The organism is Paenibacillus sp. YSY-4.3, assembly GCF_054767475.1.
Window position 1 is genome coordinate 18,186 of the sequence record NZ_BAABMC010000010.1, and the last position, 24,175, is coordinate 42,360.

The window sequence follows — 24,175 nt, forward strand, 5'->3', positions numbered from 1 at the left end:
CTGCCCCTGGCAATAGGCCGGGGGCTTTTTTAAGATGTCTGAATTATCTAATTTTCGATGAATCGGTGAATTAGTATTAGTTTTTGTTGTTTGCCTGAATCCTCACGCGGGAAGCGCCTCCTTATAATGAAAAGTAAGGGCACTAGAGAGTATAAAGAGATTTCGAGAGGGGAGTAGACATGAAAAATCAGGGCTTTTTCAGCGATCTAAAGAAATATAGAGCATTGCTGCTGATGCTCACCCCCGCTGTGTTGTTTTTCCTGCTGTTTGCCTATATACCGATGGCCGGCATCGTTCTTGCCTTCAAGCAGTTCAATTATCAAGGGGGCATATTCGGAAGCCCGTGGAACGGCTTGGAAAATTTTCGGTTTTTCTTGGAATCGGGAGACGCCTGGCGCGTAACCCGCAATACGGCACTATATAACATCGCGTTCATCATCATTAACAATCTGCTGCAGATCGTTACGGCGATCCTGCTGTTCGAGGTAGCGGGAAAATGGTTCCGCAAGGTGACTCAGACGGTATTATTCCTGCCGTACTTCATTTCCTGGGTAGTCGTCGGGGCGATCGCTTATAACTTGTTCAACTACGACGTAGGTACCCTGAACGTCATGTTGAAAACGATCGGTCTCGGTCCCATCGATATCTATAACACGGCTGCCTACTGGCCGCTGATCCTCATCGTGGTATCGGCATGGAAGGCGCTGGGATACGGCTCCATTATGTATCTGGCGGCGATTACGGGCATTGACACGGAAATGTACGAAGCGGCGGAAATCGACGGTGCGAATATTTTTCAGCGAATCTTCAAAATTACGATACCGAATCTCATGCCGACCATCATCATTTTGTTCCTGCTGGCGATCGGCAATATCTTCCGCGGAGACTTCGGCATGTTCTACAATATGGTGGGCAATAACGGACTTCTCTTCTCGTCCACGGACGTCATCGACACTTATGTGTTCCGTTCGTTAACGACCTCCAATGAGATCGGCATGTCTGCGGCGGCAGGGTTCTATCAATCCATCCTTGGATTCGCGACGATTATGTTCGCCAACTACGCGGTGCGCAAATACGACAAGGATCGCGCCTTGTTCTAGAAAGGGAGGCCTGAGGCTATGAGTGCAACAACAGCAAATCCCGGGCGTTTCGATCCAGAAATCCGGGCCGGGCAAGGCAAGGGGAAATCTTCGGACCGTCTACTGCTCGCGGTTATCGGGTATACATTACTAACGATTTTAGCGTTATTTTGCATCTTTCCGTTCATACTGGTTATTTCATCCTCACTGACCGAGGAAAGCACGATTATCGAGCATGGCTTCCAAATCATCCCGACCAAATTTTCCTTGGAAGCCTACAGCATCCTGTTCAAGTATCCCGCGGATATGCTAAAAGCTTACGGGGTGACGATCAGCGTGACATTGATCGGAACGGCGGTCGGATTATTCCTGACCTCGATGACGGCTTATGTGCTGTCCAGAAAGGACTTCAAGTGGCGCAACCACTTTTCCTTCTTCTTCTTCTTTACGACTTTGTTCAGCGGCGGGCTCGTTCCGTGGTATTTGATGATCGTCAACTACCTGCATCTGAAGGACACATTGGTCGTGCTGATCGTGCCGATGCTGATGAACGTGTTCTATATTATCGTCATGAAGTCGTTCATGAGCAGCATTCCGGAGGCGATCACGGAATCGGCGAAAATTGACGGGGCCAGCGATATCTTGATTTTCCTGAAGCTGATCATTCCGCTTTCCAAGCCGGCGCTGGCGACGATAGGCCTGTTCATCGCCTTGGCTTACTGGAACGATTGGTACCACGCGCTGCTCTTTATTTCGAAATCCGAGCTGATGCCGCTCCAGTACTATCTCTATAGGCTGTTAGGCAACATGGACGGCATGAGGAAGGCGATGATGCAATCCGGGGTGGCCATGAATATCGACATTCCGACGGAGAGCTTGAAGATGGCCATGACCATCGTGGCAACTGGGCCGATCCTAATCGCTTACCCGTTCATCCAGCGCTTCTTCGTGCAAGGGCTGACGATCGGGGCTGTCAAAGGATGACCTCAGGGAAACCTGGTTATCAATATATAGCTACTATTGATTACATTAATTGATTGGGGGAAACATGCCATGAAACAGACTAAAAAAACGGTAACACTTCTGCTGACTGTTTTTCTGGTGCTGGCAACGCTGTTGAGCGCTTGCGGCGGAGGGAAAAATGCAGCAGAGAATGGCGGATCTGCGAACGCAGGAAAAGGAAATAGTGGAGCAAACAGCACAGAATCCACAGATACGATCGATATATCCAAGGAAGTCAAACTGAAAATGCTTCTGGTCGGCGGCAAGCCGGTGGACTATGATGAGGTTTTTGGCGAGCTGAACAAGCTGTTGAAAGAGAAAATCAACGCTACGGTGGAAGCGGAATTCCTCGACTGGTCCGACTGGACGCAGAAATATCCGCTGAAGTTCGCTGCGAACGAAGACTTCGACATCGCTTATACGGCAAACTGGGCATTCTACAATGATCAGGCGATTCGCGGCGGCTTCCTGGAGCTGACGGAGGATATGCTTGCGAAGTACACGCCGAAAACGTGGGAGGCGCTGCCAGCGGCTGCGTGGGACCAGGCAAAGGTATCCGGCAAAGTATACATGGTACCGCAAAACAGTAATGAAGTCGTTGACAAAGTGGTAATGATCCGCGAGGATTTGCGCGAGAAATACAATCTTGAGCCGGTAAACAGCCCGGAGACGTATGCAGCATATCTTAAAACGATTGCAGCCAACGAAAAAGGAATGAATGCGTTCGGTGCCAAGCCGGGCGACGGCTGGAAATGGCATGAGCTCGACGAGGTGCTGCTGGAGCAGCAAAACAACTGGAAGGTCGTTGATCCGAACGTACCGTTCGCGTTCAAAATGGACGATCCGTCTGGAAAAGTGTTTAACGTTTACGATACGCCTGAATTTACGGAATTGCTGAAATATTATAAAGATCTCGTTGATAACGGGGTATGGTCGAAAAACGTCATCAGCTATAAAAACGATGTATGGCAGGACATGAAAGCCGGTAAATTCGCATCCCGTGCGCAGAACCTGGGTACGCTTGCGTTCAACGTGGCAGAAGCGCGCCGGGATAAACCGGAATATAATATGGCGGTTGTCGATTTGACGCCGGATAAAATGAAATCCGCTGCGGTTTCGACCCAAAACGGCATGGCGATTCATGCCACCTCCAAAAATCCGGAGCGTGCGCTGATGCTGATCGATCTGCTGCAAAACGACAAGGAAATTCACGATTTGACGATGTACGGCATTGTCGGCAAGCACTATGAGCCGGTAGGCGACGACCAATTTACGCCTGGGCCGAGCTCCACGAACTACACCGGCTTCTCGAACTGGGGATGGAACTCCCTGCTGAACCGTACGGATACGACGTATCCTAAGGAAGCTGACGAAATGCTTAATGGGTGGCAGGAGCATGTATACCATTACCCTCTTGAAACCTTCGTTTTCGACGACAGTCAGGTGAAGAACGAAGTATCGAACCTGGGGAACGTTATGCTGCGCTATGCGATTCCATTGGAATACGGCCTGATTCAGGATATCGATAAAGGCCAGGCAGAACTGATCAAGCAACTGCAAGCGGCAGGCATTGATAAAGTAGGCATCGAGATGCAAAGCCAAGTCGATGCATTCCTGGCAGCGCAGAAATAAAAGCAGGTTCAAGCTGTCCCAAACGCTGAGTTTGGGGCAGCTTTTTAAATGAAATTAAAATTGTTCTTTGTATTTTTTGGGTGTCAGGCCGTAAGTGCGTTTGAACATGCGGATAAAATAGCTCGTCTCCATGCCCAGCTTCTCAGCCACGCTTTCCACCGTAATGTCGGGATTCTCCTGAAGGAGTTGGGTCGCCCGGCGCATTCGGAGCTGCAAAATATACTGCTGAGGCGTCAAGCCGTAGCTGGTCACGAACAAACGGTGAAAGTGCTGGGGTGAATATCCGGCGGCCCGGGCTACGTTCGTCAGCAGCAGTCTTTCGTTGTAGTGGTCGTGAATGAGCTTTACCGCGGCTTGCAAGGCAGGCAGCGGGCTGCCGGGAGCGGTGACGCCCTTGGGCGCCTTTTTGTCGCTCGTCTGTCCCTCAAGCAGGGAGATGGTCATACCGTAAATGCGCTTGGAGGCTTCCCAGTACGATTGTTCCCCGTTCAGACTGATGAGGTGCCAAAGCGATTCCAGTTGGCTCCAGAGCAATTCGAAGTTAGGCACCTGCAGCGCTGTCAGCATAAGCTCGCTCATCTGCTCCAGCAGCGGCTTGGCTGCATGGCCGTCGAAGGCGACGAAGCCCAGATCCCAATTCTCTGTGGATTCATGGGGGAAATAGGCGTGCGGGTAATTGGCCGGCAGAAGCAGTGCGGTACCGGGAGTCAAGAGAATATCGGCATGGCCTGGGATGCGGAAGATCCCCTGGCCGCTTCGCGACAAGAAGAGCTGATGGGCCGGGTAGCCCTCGGGCCGTTCGAGGTGCTTCTGTTCATGGCTCCCGACGCAGTAAACGTAGAGCGGGAGTATTTGCTCTAAATTGGTGAATTCCGCAAGCAGGAAAGGCATCATGGTTTTGAGTGACCTCCAAATCGAAAAAATAATCCAATGTTAAGATAGGACGATTATTAGATGTATATGTTCTATGATTATAAGGGGATTTTAGTCTATTATCAAAGGTAGATAAGTGAATATGACGATTTTATAAGGAGAGATACAGCAATGACGAAGAAATTTCCACCGATCAGTGACAGGCTTCCCGTATTGATGCACGGAGCGGACTATAACCCGGATCAATGGCTGCATGATCCTAAGGTGCTGGAAGAGGATATCCGTATGATGAAGCTCGCCAACTGCAACGTAATGGCGCTCGGCATGTTCTCTTGGGCTGCCCTTGAGCCTGAGGAAGGGGTATTTACGTTTGAATGGCTGGATCAGGTACTTGATTCGTTCGCGGCGAACGGCATCTATGCCTGGCTATCCACGCCAAGCGGCGCACGCCCGGCCTGGATGTCGGCGAAATATACCGAAGTGCTGCGAGTAGAGAAGAACCGCGTCCGCAATTTGCACGGCATGAGACATAATCATTGCTACACATCCCCGGTTTACCGGGAGAAGACAGCTATCATCAACGGCAAGTTGGCGGAGCGCTACGGAAACCATCCTGCCGTCATCGGCTGGCATATTTCGAACGAGCTGGGCGGGGACTGCCATTGCGACTATTGCCAGGATGCGTTCCGGGCATGGCTGAAGGAAAAATACGGCACGCTTGAGAAGCTTAATTTTGCCTGGTGGACATCCTTCTGGGCACATACGTACACCGATTGGAGCCAAGTCGAATCTCCTGCTCCCCACGGAGAGAACATGGTTCACGGTCAAAACCTGGACTGGCGCCGTTTTGTTTCAGATCAAATGACAGATTTCTGCGACCACGAAATCCAGTCCGTGAAGAAGGCGAATCCAGCCTTGCCGGCGACGACGAATATGCATATGACCGAAGGGCTGGACTACCGGAAATTGGCCAAAATTCTTGACGTCATTTCCTGGGATGTGTATCCGACCTGGCATGATTATAAAAATGATATCGAGCTGGGCGCTTCAGTCTCGTTCTGGCACGATCTGTACCGTTCGCTGCAGCAGAAGCCATTCCTGCTGATGGAGAGCACGCCAAGCCTGACGAACTGGCAGCCGATTAGCAAGCTGAAGCAGCCGGGCATGCATAAGCTGTCCTCGCTGCAGGCGGTCGCCCACGGTTCGGATTCCGTGCAATATTTCCAGTGGCGCAAGAGCAGAGGCTCCAGCGAGAAATTCCACGGAGCAGTTGTGGATCACGTTGGGCATGAGCATACGAGAGTATTTAAGGATGTCTCGGATTTGGGACGTACGCTTGCCGATATTTCGGAGATTGCGGGCACACCGACCCCGGCAAAGACGGCGATTCTCTTCGATTGGGATAATCGCTGGGCTGTACAGGATGCACAGGGTCCGCGCAATTCGGGCATCCATTACGAGGAAACGGTCATTGCGCATCACCGGGCGATTTGGGGACAGGGCGTCCCGACGGATATTATCGGCTCGGAAGATGACTTTAGCGGATATAAGCTGATCGTTGCTCCAATGCTGTACCTATGCCGTGAGGAGACGGGCCGCAAGCTGGAGAAGTTCGTCGAGAATGGCGGAACTTTGGTTACGACCTATTGGTCTGGCATCGTCGATGAGCATGATCTGTGCCATCTCGGCGGGTTCCCGGGGCCGCTGCGCAAGACGCTTGGCATCTGGGCGGAGGAGATCGAAGGATTATACGATCATGACCGGAACGGTGTAGCGATGGCTGAAGGCAATGAACTAGGCTTCACGGGCAGCTTCGAGTCCCATGAAATCTGCGAGCTGATTCATACGGAAGGCGCTGAGGTGCTGGGAACCTATACGGACAGCTTCTATGCGGGCAGACCGGCATTGACTGTGAACCGCTTCGGACAAGGCCGCGCTTATCATATGGCAACGCGTCTGAAGGACGATTTCTTAGGTGAGTTCTATAAGCAGATCGTTGATGTCGCAGGCGTTGAGCGGGTTATTCATACAGAACTGCCTGCCGGCGTGACCGCCCAGGTTCGGACGGATGGAGAATCCGACTATGTGTTCGTGATGAACTTCAGCGGACAGGAGCAGCGCGTAAAACTGGACGATCGTCAATATGCGAATATGGAAACGGGCGAAGCGTTGAGTGGCGAGTTTATCTTGCCTGTTCATGGAGTAGTCGTAATAAAACGGCCGGCATAAGACGAGAACCGCCAATAATATATGATATTTGCATGTTAGCCTAATCACAAGCCGGAGCGAATGCCCGGCTTGTCTTCTCTGATTGTTTTGCCAAAAATGCCCTGTGAGAGGAGTTTTGACGATGCAATATTCCATTCAAGCCAATATTATGCCTAAAGAAATATCCGCTTCAACCTTGCGGCTCGGCGGACGAAATCCGGATGGAGACGAAATCAGCTTCACGAACTACTATATGGAGCTGAATGGAAAGCCGTATTTTGCAATCTGCGGTGAATTTCACTATTCCCGCTATCCGGAAGCGAATTGGGAAGCGGAAATCAACAAGATGAAAGCATCAGGCATCAACATTCTCGCGACTTATATTTTTTGGAACCATCATGAGGAGATCGAAGGGCTGTACGACTGGCGGGGAAACCGCAATTTGCGGAAGTTCATCGAGCTGTGCCAGCGCAGCGGCCTTTACGTGATTCTGCGCATCGGGCCGTTTTGTCATGGGGAGGTACGCAACGGCGGGCTGCCGGACTGGCTATTTGGCCGGACGTTCGACGTGCGCTCCAATGACGAGGGATATTTGCATTATGTGCGGCGCTTGTACGCGGAGATTGGCCGGGAGGCGTCCGGGCTCATGTTCAAGGACGGCGGACCTGTCGTTGGAATTCAGCTGGAGAACGAGCTTAACGCTGCTGCGGCAATCTGGGAGATGACAGCAAAGCAGGGAGACGAGTATTTAAGTGGAGGCAGCCGGGGCAGCGAAGGAATTAAACATATGCGTCAACTGAAGGAGCTGGCGATCGAAGCTGGCCTTGAAGCGCCGATTTATACGAGCACAGGCTGGGGCGGAGCTCCGGTGCTGGAGGATGAAGTGCTGCCGCTCTATGGAGGCTATGCCTATACGCCGTGGAGCATAAGCGCGCGAAATCCGCTGCAGCAGCCGACACGGGAGTATTTATTTGACAGCTATCATGACGGAGGGGTAGCCGGGGAATTTGCGCCGCCGTACCCGAAGGAGAAATATCCGTTTGCCTGTTGCGAAATGGGCGGGGGGATGCAGACGTGGTATTTGTCCCGCTTCCAGGTGGAGCCGGAGAGCGTATCCGCGATGAGCCTGATGAAAATTGCGGGCGGCTGCAACTTTATCGGGTATTACATGTTTCATGGCGGAACGAACCCTGTGGGGCAGAGTGGTTATTTGAACGAGAGCACGACTCCGCGGATTACCTATGATTTTCAGGCTCCGATCGGGGAATTCGGTCAAATCCGGGAATCGAACCATCTGCTTCGCCAGCTGCACTATTTCCTGCGGGCCTTCGGGGATCGATTGGCTCCGACTTCGACAGTTCTGCCGGAAGGAGCAATCGGGCTTGCGCCGGACAATACGGAGATCCTTCGGTATGCCTTGCGTACCGACGGGAATTCGGGATTCGTCTTCGTGAACAATTACCAGGACCATGTCGAAATGAAGGAGCATCGGAGCGTTCAATTTGACATTCAACTGCGGGAGGGCAGCATTCGCTTGCCACTGAATAATACATTGACGATTCGCAAAAACGCTTCGTTCATACTGCCGTTCCAATTCGACTTGTCAGGCTTGTTATTGCGTTATGCCACGGCACAACCGGTAACGGTTGCGGGTTCCGGGCAAAGGAGCACTTATTTCTTCGCCATGCCGGAAGGGATCGACGGAGAGTTTATGCTGGCAGCAGATGGCATTGGGAGCGTTGAGGCCGATGCTGGTACGGTGGGGAGAGAAGCGGACGGAAGCTACTGTATCGTCGTGCCTCATCATGAATCGGCAATGATTCGTATTCACCGCACGGACGGCAGCGAGACCCGCATTTATGCGATGGCATCCGACGAAGCTTCCATGCTGTCGGAAGTGGAAACGGGCACAGGAAGAGGCGAGGATGAATCGGCCTCAGTTTTAACCTCGGCAGCAGGAAGACGCATTCTGTTCTCGGAAACCCCGCTTGCCGGGACGGCGCAAGGATTGGAATTTTTCAGTTATGGTGCGCATGAATTTTCATTCCGGGAATATACGGATGAAAGGAACGAGCAGGAGTGGCTGGCCGATGGAATAGACTGCCGGATTTCGGCCAAGCGGGAAGGCTGGTTCGAAACCTGTCATATACAGATTCCGGCCAAACCGATTAAAATGGAAGTTAAACGCATCCATGATCATAAGGTGCTGGTTTCCCTCGACCAACGCATCCTGAAGGATGCTCATGATGTTCTTCTCAAAATCGATTATACGGGGAATGTCGGTTATGCCTTTTCAGAGGGCAGGCTGTTCCACGACCATTTCTATAATGGTGCTCCGTGGGAGATGGGCTTGTCGCGATTCCAGGAGGCTATTCAAGGCGGGGAAATCGTATTGGAAACGACGCCGCTGCGCAAGGGCGTCATGAATGTGGCGCAAGACGCCGCCATGGCGGTGGAGCAGTTGTTCGTGGGAGAGCAGATTGCAGAGTTTCACGAGGTATCGGCTGAGCCGGTGTACCGGGTCGCGGTAGCGAGCAGGAAGATGAAACAGTTGTAAGGAGACAGGAGGACTTAAATATGCAAAACGCAGAGCAAACAATGGAAAAGCTGCAAAGCGGCAAGGCCAAAGCATTACTGTCTAAAATGTACGGGGAAGGGCAGCTAACGGACCAGATTGCCCGTTACAGTGCTTTGGTGCAATCCTATAAGGAGAATTTCGGAGACGGCGAGCTGGCTTTGTTCAGCGCGCCCGGCCGCTGCGAAATCGGCGGAAATCATACGGATCATAACTATGGAAAAGTGTTGGCAGGCAGCATTAATCTCGATACAATTGCTGCTGCCGTGAAGGTGGACGAGCCGATTATTACCTTCATTTCGGAAGGTTATGCGGGGAAGTTCGAAGTTGATTTGACGCAGCAGGAGCCGGTTGCGGACGAAGCCGCAACCTTGTCGCTGGTTCGCGGTATCGTAGCGGGCTTCAAGGAGATTGACTGTGAGGTCGGCGGCTTTAAAGCCTATATTTCGACTACTGTTATTCCCGCATCCGGCCTAAGTTCCTCGGCTTCGTTCGAAATGCTGATCGGCAGCATTCTGAATACGTTCTATAACGAATCGAAATTGGATGCCGTGGCCTTGTCCAAAATCGGCAAATATGCCGAGAACAAGTACTGGAACAAGCCCTCCGGATTGCTCGATCAAATGGCCTGCGCATACGGTGGACTCATCACGATCGATTTCGCTGACCCGGATCAGCCTGTCGTTCAACCCGTAAGCTATGACTTCCAGAATAGCGGCTACTCATTGGTTATCGTCAATACCGGCGGCAACCACGCCGATTTGACAGAGGATTACGCCGCGGTGCCAAATGAAATGCGGGCCGTAGCCAAGGCGCTAGGTGCAGAGGTCTGCCGCGATTTGACGACGGAGGACATTTATCGCAACCTGAATTCCCTACGCGAACAATGCGGTGATCGGGCGGTACTGCGGGCGCTGCACTTTTTTGCAGAGAATGACCGGGTGGATGCCCAGGTTGAAGCCTTGCAGGCCGGACAATTGGACAGATTTCTAGAGCTGATCACGGATTCCGGAAACTCCTCCTGGAAATGGCTGCAGAACTGTTACCAGGAGACCGACGTTCGCCATCAAGGCATTACGGTTACGCTGGCGCTGACGGAATCATATTTGAAGTCGATCGGCAAAGGAGCCTGCCGGGTGCATGGCGGCGGCTTCGCTGGAGTAATCCTGACGATTCTTCCAAATGAAGAGGCGGCCAAGTACGCCGAGTTCATCAAGGATACGATCGGTACCTCGACATTCATTATCAATGTCCGGGAGCAAGGAGCCATCTGTTTGGATTTGTAAGGCTAGGCTTGAGTAAAGGGCAACAGTAAAATTGCGATTAACGGCGGCTATTGGGAGAATTTCCGATAGCCGCCGTTTTTTTTTGTTGATTTTCCCCAAATATTATCAGGGGTAGCTGCTTTTTTATAAAGACTATTTCATAAAAATGTATATCGTTTTAAATTTTATATTCCAAAATATTTACTTTTCTAGTATATTGTAGTTGAGAGAAAGAAAGCGCTATCATATTTCTCTCCAAATTTAATTTAATGGAGGAATGTCAAATGCGTTATCGGAAATTGCTTTTGTCGATCGTCTGCAGTGTGGCTATTCTTGGTGCAGCCGTAGGTACGGCGCTAGCGGCGCATTGGAACTTGACCGGAGATGTCGCCGTTCATGATCCATCCATCATCAAGGAAGGATCGGCTTGGTATACGTTCTCGACGGGGCAGGGCATTCAAGTGCTGAGGTCGGATAACGGCACCAATTGGTACCGTGTTCCCCAAATTTTCCTGAGCCCGCCATCCTGGTGGAAGACCTATGTGCCGAATATGACCACAAACGATGTGTGGGCACCGGATGTTCAGCTGTATAATGGCCGGGTCTGGCTATATTATTCGATCTCGACCTTCGGCAAGAACACTTCAGCGATCGGCCTGGCTTCGGCGACGAGCGTAGGGGCGGGCAGCTGGCGGGATGACGGGCTTGTCATTAAATCAGATACTTCGGTGGATTACAATGCGATCGATCCGAATCTCGTCATTGACGCCTCCGGAAATCCTTGGCTGGCCTTCGGCTCCTGGTTCAGCGGCATCAAGATCACGAAGCTGGACAAAACGACGATGAAGCCGACGGGCAGCCTTTATTCGATCGCTAAGCGGAGCAACGGCATCGAGGGCGTGTCCATCGTTTACCGCAACGGCTATTATTACATGTTCGCTTCCATCGATAATTGCTGCCAGGGCTCAAACAGCAACTATAAAATCGTCGTTGGAAGATCAAGCAGCATTACCGGGCCTTACAAGGATAAGAGCGGGGTGGACATGATGAGCGGCGGGGGCACGGTATTCGATGCAGGCAATACGCGTTGGGCCGGACCTGGCGGACAGCATGTGTATAACAACGTGATTGCAAGACACGCGTATGACCGGAACGACAACGGCAATCCGAAGCTGCTCATCAGCGATTTGAACTGGGATTCCAGCGGCTGGCCGACGTATTAAGGCAGAGGTTTATCCATCGCGTATAGTCTGCATTGAAGTAGATTGAGGGAGGGTTTGTTTTATGGAAATTCAAAATAAAAGACTTGCCGGGTTCCTGCTGGCTTGCATTCTAATTTTCGCCTCCTTTCCTTTGCAAGCCAGCGCGGCCTCTACTACATTCATCAACCCGGTCGCGCCTTATTCCTCGGCTGACCCGCATGTGATGAAGCATACGGACGGTTATTATTATTTCGTCCATACTTCCCAAAATTGGGACAAGATCGATATCGTCCGCTCCTCCTCATTATCGGGAATTGGCAGCGGAGAAAGAAAGACGGTGTTCACGAAATCATCGGCTTATTGCACAGGCTCGAATTGTTACTCCGGCAACGTGTGGGGCACCGCCAATGGCGCTAATGTTGCACAGTATACTTCGAGCGGATTGACCAGCCAGCAATGGCGGTTCGTCTCCACCAACAATCAATTTTTCGAGATCCACAACCGAAATAGCGGCAAAGTGCTTGATGTGACCAATGGCGGGACGGCTGACGGCGTTAATGTGCAGCAGTGGGAGGACTTGAACAACACGATCCAGCAGTGGATATTTGAACGCTTGAATTGATAACAATGAAGAAGAAGCTAGCGGCTTTACGGCCGGCTAGCTTCTTTATTGTGTTCGTCTCCATTATTCGTCCGCTCCACAGCTTCAGTAACCGGAAGCGTAATCTTGATTGCTGTTCCGTAGCCTGCTTCGCTTTCGATTTGAACGCCGTAATCGGCACCGAATAACAATTGAATCCTCGCATGGACATTGTTGATCCCGATCCCGGACAAGTGGTGTCTCTTCTTCTCTTTGATCTGCTCTGCCGTAGAGGTCATACCGACCCCATCATCCATGATCTCGATCATGAGTTTCTCTTCCAGCCTGCGGATAAAAATATGAATATTCCCGCTCGCGATTCCCGGAAAAGCATGAAAGAAGGCATTCTCCACAAAGGGTTGAATGATCAGCTTCGGAACGAGCAGCTCAGAGCAGTCCTCCGCGATCTCATAATGAACTCCGATCTGCTCGCCGTATCTAATCTGGTTAATGAATACGTAATGCTTTAGAGTTGCAATTTCTGTCTCCACCGTGACCATATCCTCGGTCGAACCCAGGGTGCTCTGCAGCATGGAGATCAAGCTATCGATGGTTTGGTCCACCTCATCCGTGCGGTGCATTTTCGCTAAATACTTGATCGAGCTGAGCGTGTTATAAAGAAAATGCGGGTTAATTTGCATTTGCAGCGCATTGAGGTCGGCCTTTCTGCGTTCCTGCTGCTCGTACACCAGCTTATCCGTATACTGATCAATCTCACGGATCATCCGATTGTACGACTTGGTCAACACATTAGTCTCATAGCTGTCGCCTTCCTTCAGGGGATGAAATTTCAAATTATCCCCTTTGCTTGTCTGCATCGTTGTCACCAGCTGGCTTAGAGGACGGGTAATCCGCCGGCTCAGGGAATAGACGAACGGCATGGTGACGAGCAGCACGACGCTGATGACGGTAAGGATTTCGATGGAAATGCGGTATAAGGGCGCAAAGGCCGTCAACTGATCGATTTCCTCAAGTAAATACGCGTTGAACTCCGGCAAATAGTAAGAGATGTAAGTCTGCTTGTCTTCCGAATCCGACCATACACCGCCCTGCTGCGAGACGTGATTGGCCGTGGATAGCAGGGACATACTCTTCTTGCTGGTGGAATCTTTGCGGCTGCTGGATAGTATCGTACCATCTGACGAGATCAATGAAATATGGATGCCTTCGGAAATATAGGGACTGTATTTGCGGTAAATATTCAGCTCGTCCATCACGACAGCGGCATATCCGTATATCCAGCCTGACCCGCTGTCGACAAGAGGCTTGGTGGCAAAAATATAGTTGTCGTACGGAACGGACTCCGCGAATAAATCCGGGCTGCTGTTGTAGCGGATCCGGTTGGGAATCGTTCCGTCCACGGTCATGTAGGTCGAGACGATATCCTGCGGGATTTTATCCCACTTCAAAGCGTTGCTGGAATAGTGGCGTCCGCCCTCTCCGGGAAGCGCCGACACGATAATATGCGATTTGTCCGGGCTTAAATAATCCTTGTACAAGTCGATGTATTTGCCCAGGGTCATCACCAGATTGATTTGTTCCTGCGGCGTATTCGCCGGCTTCGTAATATAGTTTCTGAATTCACTGCTGCTATTGATTTGCAGCATCGTATTGACGACTTGATCGTTGTAATTCAACAGCTCGTCCCTAATGTGATTCATGTTGGCGGACGCATTTTTAACGACCTGGTTCAGCAAAATCCGCTCCGAGATCGTTGAAGAGGCCAGCGTCAGCAGCAATGAAATAATCAGAATGCCCGAGAGCATCAGGGCGAGAATTTTTATAAAGATGCTGTTCTTGCGCAGCACATTTAAACACCTATCTTTATGAAGAGATTTGATTGCGATATTCCACGGGGGTCATCCCGGTCATTTTCTTGAATACTTTGGAAAAATAATTATGATCCGAAAATCCTGTCAAACGGCTGATTTCCGATACCGACAGCCTGTGGTCGAGGAGCAGCTCCTTCGCCTTGTCCGTCCGCACCCGATTAATGTAAGAAGTCAGGTTCTCGCGCGTGCGCTGCTTGAAATACGAGGACAAATAACTGTAATTCAAGTGCAGGCTGTCGGCCATTTCGGACAGCGATATTTCGTTCGCATAGTTGTCGTGGACATAAGCGTAAATTTGCTGGAGTATTTGCGATTGCTGCTGATCTGCGCCGGGAAGTATGCTTCTTAGATCCTGCAGGAACTGCTGCATGATGGCTTCAAGCTCTTCGATATCATAGGCCAGATCTATTCTTTTGAACAGCTTCAGCTTGGACGAGCCTAGCTCCCCTACGGGCTGCTTCATTTGCTCAAGTGTGCTCATTGCCGTATAAATGAGGTTCTGACATAGGCGCTTCAAGCTGTATTCGTCATAGGCCATGCTGCCTGTGATCTCCGCAAAAAGCGTTTCCAATTGCAAGCCTGCTTCATCGATGGAGAAACTGCGCAGCGCCGCCGTAAAATGCTCCTGATTGAAATCTGATCTCTCGCTCTGCAACAGGATATCGTCTTCAGGAACGAGTGCCTGTTCGTTAAAGTATAGCAGCTTCCCGAGATAGGGAGTCAGCCTGATATGCTCTGCCTTCATTTGCCGAAGGTCCTTAAAGGCATTCGAGAGAACGAATGACAGGTAGGATAGACTTTCGGAGGCCGAGTCCGCAAACCGCTTCATGGCGGATAACACCTCAACGGACCGATGTGACTCATAGTTCATAAGCAGAAGGCATTCATTTTTCAAAAAAACGAGGGCATAATTCATCCCGGTCAAATGCTTAGCTGCCAGATCGAGCAGGACTTGCTCCAGTTGGCTCTGCGTATAATTGGTCCTGGAGAGAAGTAGGCTTGTACTGGCCTTGGCGATGATGAAGAGCTCGGATTCGAATTGCCGATCAAGCTCCTGAAGCAGAGCTTCATTTTGTTTGTCTTCCTCTATATGGCTGCCAAGCCACTGACCCAGCAGCAGGGCAGGATCATTTTTAGCAGAAGGCTGGCTCTGTTCGCTTAAATCGATGCCGCTGCAGAGCGATTGAATCAACGATATCAGTTCGGATGCGGAGACTTTAGGCTTAAGCAAATAGTCGGTGACACCGTATTTGAAAACTTCACGCACGTAATTGAATTCGCTGTAGGAGCTCAGAACTACAATTTTGATTTCAGGATGTTCTTTGCCCATGATTTTGGCGAATTCGACTCCGTCCATAATCGGCATAACAATATCGGTAATCACGACATGGGGATGAACGACTTCTATATACTGGAGTGCCTCCAGGCCATTGGAGGCCTGGGCAACGATTTCGATTCCATACTCGCTCCAATTGCATAAATGCAGCATACCTGTGCGCAGGATCGCTTCATCGTCCACGATCATGACCCGATAGTTCGCGGGACGTTCTTCCATGATCACACCTCACCTGCATAGTCTTTTGTCCTCATCATATACCAATCCCTGTGATAAAGGTATGATTGGACAGGGGAAAACTAGAAAATACAAAATAACTGCTACTATCCATAATTTTTACTAGGTAAATACTTACAATAAGCTAGAGAGCAATAATTACTGCTAACATAGAGCTAATTTTGATTATACTTCGCATTTTTAATTTTCTAAAATAGATAACGAATTACATGAAACGCTTACAAAAACACATTAAAAGGGGTTGTAAAGATTGAAAAAATGGTTATCCATGTTGCTGCTGGTCTCCATGACAGCGTCACTGCTAGCGGCGTGCGGTTCTTCGAATTCGAACTCTGCGGAGAAGGGCGGCAATGAAGCCAGCGGAACAAAGAAAGTCGTTGCCTGGGCGTGGGATCCTTCCTTTAACGGAGCGGCACTGAAAATTGCAGAGGATCTGTACAAGAAAGATCATCCGGATTTCCAGCTGGAAGTTATCGATATGGCGAAAGCGGATCTGGAGCAAAAGCTGAACACGAACTTGGCTGCAGGCGTTAAAGACGGACTGCCGGACATCATTCTGGTTAACGATCCGAACATTCAAAAATACGTTACCGCTTATCCGGGAACGTTTGCTGATTTTAAAGAACACGTTGATTTTACGCAATTCTCTCCTTATAAAGTGGACGCACTGCGTATCGACGACAAGATTTACGGCGTTCCGTTCGATATCGGTGTAACGGGTATGTTCTACCGCGTCGATTATTTGGAGGAAGCCGGCTATAAGGCGGATGATCTCGAGAACATTACTTGGGATGAATATATTGAAATCGGTAAAGTTGTAAAGGAAAAAACGGGCAAATACATGGCTACCATCAACCCGAACGATGAAGCCTTGACTTCGATCCTGCTTCAATCCGCTGGATCCTGGTACATTACGCCGGATAACCAAGGAAACTTCGTAGACAATCCGGCCATGGCAGAGACGCTTCGCGTGTACAAAGCGATCGCTGATTCCGGAATCGCTAAGCCAGTAACCGGCTGGAGCGAATTTGTGGGCAGCTTCAATGCCGGCGACGTCGCTACGGTTGTATCCGGGGTATGGCAAATCGCATCGATCATGGATGCCCAGGATCAAAGCGGCAAATGGAGAGTTGCACCGATTCCAAGATTGAACGTGGAAGGTGGCGTAAATGCTTCCAACGAGGGCGGCTCCAGCTGGTTCGTGCTTGACGGCTCCCAGAATAAAGATCTGGCGATTGACTTCCTGGCTTCCACGATTGGCGGCAATACGGAATTCTATGAGCGCTTCCTGACGGAAAACGGAGGAGTAGGCTCTTATATCCCGGCCTTCTCCAGCGAAGTATACAACCAACAGCCGGAGTTCTTCGGAGGTCAGGCGATCTATAGCGACTTTACGAGATGGTCCACAGAGGTTCCAGGTATTTCTTTGGGAATGTACACGCAAGAAGCCAAGGATGCCCTTAAGAACGAGCTGCCTAACATTCTGAACGGCGCGGACCTGACCCAAAGCTTGGCTAACATCCAGAAACATTTTGGACAGCAGGTGCAATAAATACTAAGTTAGCGGGTGGTAACCAATGGGCAGTAAATGGAATAAATCTTCTTTGATGGGATGGCAGTTTGTGCTCCTGCCTTCAGCGCTTATTCTGTTGTTCAGCTTCTATCCCATGCTGCAATCCTTGCTCTTGTCGTTTCAGTCCGGCAAAGGATCGGTGTATCAATATGTAGGATTGGCCAACTATGTGCGCTTGTTTTCGGATCCGATGTTCAAGCAAGCGGTGCTTAATACGCTGTTATACCTGATTGTCCAAGTGCCGATCATGCTGATGCTCGGGCTGGTGATCGCTTATTTTCTGAACATGCCGAAGCTCCGCTTCAAAGGGTTTTATCGTACGGCCATATTTCTGCCCTGCGTAACATCGCTTGTATCTTATGCGGTGCTGTTCAAGAGTATCTTTGCCGTCGACGGCATCCTGAACCGGATGCTGATGTCCATCCATCTGATCCAAGAGCCGGTTGCCTGGCTCATGGATCCGGTATGGGCGAAAATCGTCATCATTGCGGCGATTACCTGGCGCTGGACGGGCTATAACATGATTTTCTATCTGTCAGCGATGCAAAACATCGATCCAAGCGTCTATGAGGCTGCTTCGATTGACGGAGCGTCGAAGACGCGGCAATTTTTCAGCATTACCGTTCCGATGTTAAAGCCGATTATTTTGTTTACGGCGATTATTTCTACGAACGGGACACTGCAGTTGTTCGATGAGGTCGTCAACATTACGAACGGCGGTCCGGGCAACTCGACGATGACGATTTCCCAGTACATCTACAATCTTTCCTTCGTTTATACGCCTAACTTCGGTTATGCGGCAACGGTGTCCTATGCGATCGTAATTATGGTAGCTGTGCTGGCCTTCCTTCAGCTCAAAGTCGGGGGTGAGAAACAATGAGAAAATTAAGCTCGCTGGGCATTCATTTGTTCCTGATTATCGCGTCCGTCATTTCTCTGTTTCCCTTCGTCTGGATGCTGATTGGGATGACCAACACATCTTCGGATATCGTGAAAGGCAAGTTCAGCTTCGGCTCGATGCTGCAGAGCAACTTGACCAAGCTGCTGGATATGACGAATTTGGGGGCTGCCTTCGGGAACTCCGCGCTGATCGCAGTCATTGGCACGATTGGAACGCTGGTCTTGAGCTCCATGGCCGGATACGGCTTTGAAATTTACCGCTCCAAAGGTAAAGACAGGCTGTTCGGCGTGCTCATACTCTCCATGATGATGCCGTTTGCGGCCGTCATGATTCCGTTGTTCCGCATGTTCAGCAACATGGGCATGCTGAATACGCCGACGGCGGTCATCCTGCCTTCGATCACGACGGCGTTCATGATCTTCTTCTTCATGCAGAATACGAAGTCATTTCCGCGCGAGCTGCTGCAGGCTGGGCGGGTCGACGGATTAGGCGAGTGGCGCTTGTTCGCCCAAGTCTATGTCCCGACGATGAAACCGACCTATGCAGCCGCGGCCATCATTACGTTCATGAACTACTGGAACAGCTTCCTCTGGCCGCTGATCGCATTGCAGACGCAAGACAAGAAGACGCTGCCGCTGGTCGTATCGTCGCTGGCTTCCTCCTATAATCCGGACTACGGAATCATTATGGTGGCCATCGTCATTACGACGCTGCCGACGGTGCTGATATTCTTCCTGCTGCAGAAGCAATTTGTACAGGGTATGCTGGGTTCGGTGAAATAGCGGACGAAAAAACAGGGCTTTCCCATCAGTCATGAACGACTGCGGGAAGCCCTGTTTTTTTAAAGTCCCAATAGGAGCTGATTCAACGATGAAGCATCGGGCTGTTCAGCACTTTATATTCCTTGGCGCTGATCCCGCATAATTTGCTGAAATAGGCGGAGAAATACTTGTAATCGTTGTACCCTACGAGTTCGGCGATTTCGTAATATTTCAAATCGCTGTTAAGAATAAGTTCCTTCGCTTTTTCGATGCGGATACGGTTCACCCACTCTTTAAAGGAATAACCGGTTTCGCTTTTGAAGATCCTGCTCAAATAACCGGTGGAAATGTAAACAGCCTTTGCGACATCAGTTAGTTTAAGATCTTTGTTATAATTCTGGCTGATATAATCCAGTGCGGCTGCAAACTGCACATTTTTATAATCCGTCTCCATGTTCGGTTTGGCCAGACTTAGCATCAGCTCAATAATTTCCTCTGGCGTTTCGGTTTCGGCAATAATTTCCGCCGTTTTGCGGGCGTCGTTTTGCCTTTCCATTACCGCTTCCATCAGCACGATAATCCGGTTCACCGATTCCAAAAAGCGCGATCGCGAGACGGCATTTTGGCGCATAAACTCGGCGTATTCTTGGATAGCGTTTTCAATAAGGGCAGCATTTTTGGACAATACCGCAGAGATGACCTTGCTCTCGCTATTGCGGACTTCACTTAGCCCAACGTTAGGAAATATATCTTTTGGCGTAACCTCCATATATTCCTGCTCCGTGTTCCAGAAGCAAGCATCCAACGCACTGTCCAGCAGCGCATAGGAGCCAGAGAACTTGTCCAGCGACTCGATGCGGTTCATTAACACCATACTGTTGCCAAAAATATAAGGTTTGAGATTGGCGAGCGCTTTGTCCATAACCTCCTCCGAAACACCCTGTGCATCGACATTCAACACCGTCACAAGCTTGCCGTCGTCAATAAAGAATACGAAGGGCTCGAGCTCCTGAAAAGCTTGTGCAAAATGGTTGTACACTAGCCAGTCATCGTTCGCAACACAGCGGGCGAGCAATATTGAATAGCAGGGGCCCAGCAGCGGCAGATCCAGTTTTTCGGCCTTTTTTTGAAAAGTGTTCAACGGGGTTTCGCTTTTTAAAAATTTCGCAAACAAGGCGGACTTAATCAAATGCTGATTTTCCTTATAAATCGTCTGCATAAGCGCCTGGCGTCCAAACGTGGCCTTTTCTTCCGAAATTGCGTCCTTTGCCCGGAGGGCGGCCTCTAATATTTTGCCGGAATCGGCATTTTTCAGAACAAAGGAGCTTACCTTCACTTCAATCGCACGGGTAAAGTTTTCGGTATTGCCATATGCGGAGAGGATGATCACCTTCGTGCGCGGCAAATACTCGTTTAATTTTCTGGCCAGCTCAATTCCGCTCATCATCGGCATCTGGATGTCTGCAAAAACGATATCGGGGGAGAGCTGAATGGCCAGCTTCAAGCCATCTTCTCCGTTAGCTGCTTCTCCGACAATTTCCATCCCGTTCTCTTCCCACGGAATCGTATAGCGGATTCCCTGACGGATAAATGCCTCGTCGTCAACGAGCAGGATTTTTATCATGTCTTCAGCCCCTTATCCTTATTTTTCATTGTTGTAGTCCGAAGGCGTAATTTCACTGGAATCGGCATCTTCAATCCTTAGCTTTTGCGTAATTTGGAAGACGCTGAATCCGTCATGCAAAAAACAACCGAGATGAAAGCCCTTTCCATTTTTCAGAGCGATTCGTTCCTTAATGTTCCGTAAAGCAAATCCACGCATGCCGCTGCCCTCTTCCTCCAGCAGACGGTTAATTTCAGTGACGTCCACCGGTGTGCCATTGTTCATCACCTCGTAAACGAGCGTATTTTCGTTTTCATAAATTCGCACCTTTACGATGCCATGGGTGCTGTTCTTCAGACCGTGGAGCAATGCATTTTCCACCAGCGGCTGCAGCAGAAGGCGCAGAACGTAATAAGACTTCAAATGCTCCGGACAATCGATTTCGAACACGAACTGGTCGCCGTAGCGGATTCGTTGGATATGGATGTAGCAGCTTAGATGCTCCAGCTCTTCCGCCAGCGTCACCATGTCACTATTGTTGGGGGAGAGCGTCATGCGCATCATTTTCGACATATTTGAAACCATGGAGCTGACATTTTTGGTATCGCCCATCTCCGACATCCAGTAGATCGTGTCCAGCGTGTTATATAAAAAATGGGGGTTGATCTGTGTTTGCAGGGCGCTTAGCTGTGCTTGCTGTAATTTCAAATTCCCCATGTAGACTTCCTTATACAGAAAGTCCAGCCGCTGCGCCATACGGTTGAAATTGTTGGCCAGCACCGAAATTTCATCATTTCTCTTCACATCGATGCGCACGGAGAAATCCTCGTTTGTGATCGATTTCATGCGCTTGCCTAACTTGACAAGCGGGGCCGTGATGATCTGGGAAAAAGTGAAGGACAATAGCAGTGTAAACAGGAGTACAAGCACCACGGTCAGCGACAAGCCCTTAAGCAGAGTTTCCTTAATAATAGTCAGAATATTCGGTTTTACGATGCTGTATAGAACGAACGGGGTTCGTTCTATTTTGTGGGCAGAAATGAAGTATTGCCCGTTGATTTGCGTGTTGGCCGAGCTTGAGGCCAACTGGAGAAGATGCTGATAGGAAATATCTTCTTTCAAATTGGCGTAGCTCTGACCGGAACTCGTATCTGCGAGGATCTTGTTATTTTCATCAATTATAAAATAGGAAATATCGTGATTGATCCGATCCGACATCAGGGTATCGATAAGCTGCTTCCTGCTCATGGCGATTTTGATAAAGCCGATTTCCTCGGACAAATTGCTCGGATTTCTCAGCAGACGGGTTAGCGTAATATGGTTGTCGCGATAATCCCAATAGGGCCTCGATTCACCGGCTCGTGCGGCTTCCAGCTCTTCTTTCGATATTTTTAGCGAAATGCCTACATTAATGAAGGCTTGATCCTGTGAAAGGAGAGAAATGCCGCGAATGCCGTTGGAAAAACCGTAGGGCATGGAGAGCAAAATGCTATTGGCGTTGCTGGTCAGCGTGAAATAGTTCTCATCATCCTTCGGCTTGCTTAAGAAGGCTTTCAGATTCGTTTCCATTAATGGATAGGTCGTAAGGTCCAGCGCATCGGTAAAAAATTGATCCGCGCTTTTCCCGATTCCATGGATATGGTTCGAAAAAAGCGCTTGCAAATCATTTTTCGTGCTTTCATAAAAGATATTGATCGCTACAGCATAAATCGTGAGAATCGGGATCATCACGAGGCAGATGAAGAACAGCATGAGCTTCTTACGCATGGTCACAGGCGCAGCCTCCCCCTCTTGATGTTATGAATTTATTCTGTCATTGCGCCGGACAGGTGTCAATTGTCCTATGCTAATTTAATGAGATGGTCATGTTTTGAGATATATATCAAATTTTAAGGATATAGTTCGCAACAAAAGCAGAGCTTGCTCCGATTTTTCTTTTGATTATGACAAAATACGAGGATAATGAAGACAAGAAAGCGGATACAAAATAAATCTCACGTCTTTTATAGTTAGGTTATGAAATCAAATATACATTTTGGAGGGGCAACATGAACAAGAAAAAGATCATGCAAATCATCTCATTTCTGGCAGCTCTTTCGCTGATCCTTTCCGCCTGCGGCAGCGGCAGCGGTGGAAGCGGCAATGGCAGCACGACCCCTGGAAACTCCGGCGCGAGCGGCGCAAAGGGAGAACAGATCCAATTGACCTTCTCACATTATTATTTGGAGGAGGAACGCCCAACTAGCGCAGAAATGGACAGCTACATGACACTTGTTGAAGAGTGGGAAGCGAACAATCCGAATGTCAATCTGGTTCAGTCGGTCATGTCGCAGGCGGATTATTCGACAAAAATCCAGGCGCAGGCCGCCGTCAACGAAATACCGGACATCTTCTTCTTAAAAGGCTCCTGGGTGAGCAACTTTGCCAATAACAATCTGTTGATGCCAATCAACGATTATTTAGACAAGTACGAGCACAAAGACCAGTTCCGCAAAGGCGTGTTTGATGCAGCTACCCGCGACGGTAACATTTATGGTATTCCGAATCAGTTGTCGATCACCTCGGTTGTTTTTTATAACGAACAAATGTGGAAAGAAATCGGCTATGACCGTTTTCCAGACAATTGGGAAGACATTTACAAGGCCGCCGAGAAATTTAATGAAAAAGGAATCTCGGCCATCGCACTTGGCAACAAAGACAAATGGCCGGCAGAATCCAGCATCCTATCGACTATCGGCGACCGTTTCACAGGTACAGATTGGACGAATTCTATTATAGGCCGCGATGGCAATGCGAAGTTTACCGATCCTGAGTTTGTAAGCGCACTCGATCAGATGCGGAATATTGCGGCTAACAAGGTGTTTAACCCTGATTTCAATATCATCTCCAATGCGCAGGCTGAGGAATATTACGCACAGGGCAGGGCGGCTGCTACAATTGACGGTCATTGGGCGCTTAGCTACCTGCTGTCCAATGCCTCGGAGGAAGTACTGAGTCAGACCAAGGTTGCGATCCTGCCGCCAGTTGATGGTGGAAAGGGCGATAGTAATACGATCTCCGGCGGAGCCGGCTGGTATGTTGCGATCAACAAAAATCTGGAAGGCGCGAAGCTTGATGCGGCTATGGACTTCTTATTCAGCACGGCAGGTTATGACTTTTCCAGAGTTTATGCTGAAAAATACGGCATGACTGGCCCAAGCCTGATTGAAGGCACCGATTTGACGCAGTTCCCGCAATTGACGCAGGATTTTGCCGCATTGACCGGCTTCCTGACGTTCACACCGATTTACGACATGCTGATGGAAGGCTCGATTATTGAAAGCATGAATACAGGTTTGCAGGAAGTGCTGAACGGTACGAAAACAGGCCAAGATCTGGCCGCGCAGCTTCAATCCGGGCAGGAAGGCTTGTAACCGCCGTGATGGTTCAAGCTGCTGGCACCACCGGCGTGCCAGC

At 49.8% G+C, this 24,175-nt stretch carries 17 protein-coding genes; 12 read left to right on the forward strand and 5 right to left on the reverse strand.

Annotated elements, in window-relative coordinates:
* Nucleotides 1-179 precede the first annotated feature (179 nt).
* The 3 genes from ACYUJT_RS22535 to ACYUJT_RS22545 all read left to right on the forward strand — a co-directional run bounded on the left by ACYUJT_RS22535 (nt 180) and on the right by ACYUJT_RS22545 (nt 3,713).
* Entirely contained in the window at nt 180-1,100 is a 921-nt protein-coding gene (locus ACYUJT_RS22535; RefSeq protein WP_460326579.1) for an ABC transporter permease, read from the forward strand.
* A gap of 18 nt (nt 1,101-1,118) precedes the next feature.
* Nucleotides 1,119-2,063: a carbohydrate ABC transporter permease gene (locus ACYUJT_RS22540; protein WP_460326581.1), complete on the forward strand. Its 945-nt coding sequence runs from the start codon at nt 1,119-1,121 to the stop codon at nt 2,061-2,063.
* 69 nt (nt 2,064-2,132) lie between these two features.
* A complete protein-coding gene (locus ACYUJT_RS22545) occupies nt 2,133-3,713 on the forward strand; it encodes an ABC transporter substrate-binding protein (RefSeq protein ID WP_460326583.1) in 1,581 nt (526 codons plus the stop codon).
* Between the two features lie 54 nt (nt 3,714-3,767).
* Here the strand turns inward: ACYUJT_RS22545 and ACYUJT_RS22550 are convergent, their stop codons facing one another.
* Nucleotides 3,768-4,607, reverse strand: coding sequence for an AraC family transcriptional regulator (locus tag ACYUJT_RS22550; RefSeq protein WP_460326585.1), 840 nt, complete (start codon nt 4,605-4,607; stop codon nt 3,768-3,770).
* A 150-nt stretch (nt 4,608-4,757) separates the two neighbouring features.
* Between ACYUJT_RS22550 and ACYUJT_RS22555 the strand changes: the two genes are divergently transcribed.
* The 5 genes from ACYUJT_RS22555 (at nt 4,758) to ACYUJT_RS22575 (ending at nt 12,458) form a co-directional block, all read left to right on the forward strand.
* Nucleotides 4,758-6,815: a beta-galactosidase gene (locus ACYUJT_RS22555; RefSeq protein ID WP_460326587.1), complete on the forward strand. Its 2,058-nt coding sequence runs from the start codon at nt 4,758-4,760 to the stop codon at nt 6,813-6,815.
* Between the two features lie 121 nt (nt 6,816-6,936).
* A complete protein-coding gene (locus ACYUJT_RS22560; protein ID WP_460326589.1) occupies nt 6,937-9,351 on the forward strand; it encodes a beta-galactosidase in 2,415 nt (804 codons plus the stop codon).
* A 20-nt stretch (nt 9,352-9,371) separates the two neighbouring features.
* Complete coding sequence (locus tag ACYUJT_RS22565; protein ID WP_460326591.1) at nt 9,372-10,655, forward strand: galactokinase; 1,284 nt, start codon at nt 9,372-9,374, stop codon at nt 10,653-10,655.
* Nucleotides 10,656-10,918: 263 nt separating this feature from the next.
* The gene (locus ACYUJT_RS22570; protein WP_460326594.1) at nt 10,919-11,857 is read left to right on the forward strand and encodes a glycoside hydrolase family 43 protein; all 939 of its coding nucleotides are present in this window, start codon (nt 10,919-10,921) and stop codon (nt 11,855-11,857) included.
* A 61-nt stretch (nt 11,858-11,918) separates the two neighbouring features.
* Nucleotides 11,919-12,458 carry an RICIN domain-containing protein gene (locus tag ACYUJT_RS22575; RefSeq protein WP_460326596.1) on the forward strand — a complete coding sequence of 180 codons (540 nt, stop codon included), beginning with the start codon at nt 11,919-11,921 and terminating at the stop codon, nt 12,456-12,458.
* 26 nt (nt 12,459-12,484) lie between these two features.
* Here ACYUJT_RS22575 and ACYUJT_RS22580 read toward each other — a convergent pair whose 3' ends face one another.
* Nucleotides 12,485-14,284 carry a sensor histidine kinase gene (locus ACYUJT_RS22580; protein ID WP_460326599.1) on the reverse strand — a complete coding sequence of 600 codons (1,800 nt, stop codon included), beginning with the start codon at nt 14,282-14,284 and terminating at the stop codon, nt 12,485-12,487.
* Nucleotides 14,285-14,300: 16 nt separating this feature from the next.
* The gene (locus ACYUJT_RS22585) at nt 14,301-15,863 is read right to left on the reverse strand and encodes a response regulator transcription factor (RefSeq protein ID WP_460326601.1); all 1,563 of its coding nucleotides are present in this window, start codon (nt 15,861-15,863) and stop codon (nt 14,301-14,303) included.
* A 268-nt stretch (nt 15,864-16,131) separates the two neighbouring features.
* On the opposite strand from ACYUJT_RS22585, the gene ACYUJT_RS22590 reads away from it, so the two are divergent.
* From ACYUJT_RS22590 to ACYUJT_RS22600, 3 genes are read left to right on the forward strand one after another with little or no spacing between them, the layout of a single operon-like run.
* Nucleotides 16,132-17,433 (forward strand): ABC transporter substrate-binding protein, encoded by a 1,302-nt coding sequence (locus ACYUJT_RS22590; RefSeq protein WP_460326603.1) that lies wholly within the window; start codon nt 16,132-16,134, stop codon nt 17,431-17,433.
* 25 nt (nt 17,434-17,458) lie between these two features.
* Nucleotides 17,459-18,334 (forward strand): carbohydrate ABC transporter permease, encoded by an 876-nt coding sequence (locus ACYUJT_RS22595; protein ID WP_460326605.1) that lies wholly within the window; start codon nt 17,459-17,461, stop codon nt 18,332-18,334.
* Complete coding sequence (locus tag ACYUJT_RS22600; RefSeq protein ID WP_460326607.1) at nt 18,331-19,137, forward strand: carbohydrate ABC transporter permease; 807 nt, start codon at nt 18,331-18,333, stop codon at nt 19,135-19,137. The genes ACYUJT_RS22595 and ACYUJT_RS22600 overlap by 4 nt, the downstream gene beginning before the upstream one ends.
* Nucleotides 19,138-19,219: 82 nt before the next feature.
* Here the strand turns inward: ACYUJT_RS22600 and ACYUJT_RS22605 are convergent, their stop codons facing one another.
* Nucleotides 19,220-20,740, reverse strand: coding sequence for a response regulator (locus tag ACYUJT_RS22605; RefSeq protein WP_460326609.1), 1,521 nt, complete (start codon nt 20,738-20,740; stop codon nt 19,220-19,222).
* An 18-nt stretch (nt 20,741-20,758) separates the two neighbouring features.
* On the reverse strand, nt 20,759-22,486 hold the full coding sequence (locus ACYUJT_RS22610; protein ID WP_460326828.1) for a sensor histidine kinase: 1,728 nt from the start codon (nt 22,484-22,486) through the stop codon (nt 20,759-20,761).
* A 281-nt stretch (nt 22,487-22,767) separates the two neighbouring features.
* On the opposite strand from ACYUJT_RS22610, the gene ACYUJT_RS22615 reads away from it, so the two are divergent.
* On the forward strand, nt 22,768-24,132 hold the full coding sequence (locus tag ACYUJT_RS22615; RefSeq protein WP_460326611.1) for an ABC transporter substrate-binding protein: 1,365 nt from the start codon (nt 22,768-22,770) through the stop codon (nt 24,130-24,132).
* The last annotated feature ends 43 nt before the right edge of the window (nt 24,133-24,175 follow it).

What these genes read in the sequence shown, in the direction of transcription:
- ACYUJT_RS22535 (WP_460326579.1), top strand. Translation starts at nt 180, where the DNA reads ATGAAAAATCAGGGCTTTTTCAGCGATCTAAAGAAATATAGAGCATTG.
- ACYUJT_RS22540 (WP_460326581.1), top strand. Translation starts at nt 1,119, where the DNA reads ATGAGTGCAACAACAGCAAATCCCGGGCGTTTCGATCCAGAAATCCGG.
- ACYUJT_RS22545 (WP_460326583.1), top strand. Translation starts at nt 2,133, where the DNA reads ATGAAACAGACTAAAAAAACGGTAACACTTCTGCTGACTGTTTTTCTG.
- ACYUJT_RS22550 (WP_460326585.1), bottom strand. Translation starts at nt 4,607, where the DNA reads ATGATGCCTTTCCTGCTTGCGGAATTCACCAATTTAGAGCAAATACTC.
- ACYUJT_RS22555 (WP_460326587.1), top strand. Translation starts at nt 4,758, where the DNA reads ATGACGAAGAAATTTCCACCGATCAGTGACAGGCTTCCCGTATTGATG.
- ACYUJT_RS22560 (WP_460326589.1), top strand. Translation starts at nt 6,937, where the DNA reads ATGCAATATTCCATTCAAGCCAATATTATGCCTAAAGAAATATCCGCT.
- ACYUJT_RS22565 (WP_460326591.1), top strand. Translation starts at nt 9,372, where the DNA reads ATGCAAAACGCAGAGCAAACAATGGAAAAGCTGCAAAGCGGCAAGGCC.
- ACYUJT_RS22570 (WP_460326594.1), top strand. Translation starts at nt 10,919, where the DNA reads ATGCGTTATCGGAAATTGCTTTTGTCGATCGTCTGCAGTGTGGCTATT.
- ACYUJT_RS22575 (WP_460326596.1), top strand. Translation starts at nt 11,919, where the DNA reads ATGGAAATTCAAAATAAAAGACTTGCCGGGTTCCTGCTGGCTTGCATT.
- ACYUJT_RS22585 (WP_460326601.1), bottom strand. Translation starts at nt 15,863, where the DNA reads ATGGAAGAACGTCCCGCGAACTATCGGGTCATGATCGTGGACGATGAA.
- ACYUJT_RS22595 (WP_460326605.1), top strand. Translation starts at nt 17,459, where the DNA reads ATGGGCAGTAAATGGAATAAATCTTCTTTGATGGGATGGCAGTTTGTG.
- ACYUJT_RS22600 (WP_460326607.1), top strand. Translation starts at nt 18,331, where the DNA reads ATGAGAAAATTAAGCTCGCTGGGCATTCATTTGTTCCTGATTATCGCG.
- ACYUJT_RS22605 (WP_460326609.1), bottom strand. Translation starts at nt 20,740, where the DNA reads ATGATAAAAATCCTGCTCGTTGACGACGAGGCATTTATCCGTCAGGGA.
- ACYUJT_RS22610 (WP_460326828.1), bottom strand. Translation starts at nt 22,486, where the DNA reads ATGCGTAAGAAGCTCATGCTGTTCTTCATCTGCCTCGTGATGATCCCG.
- ACYUJT_RS22615 (WP_460326611.1), top strand. Translation starts at nt 22,768, where the DNA reads ATGAACAAGAAAAAGATCATGCAAATCATCTCATTTCTGGCAGCTCTT.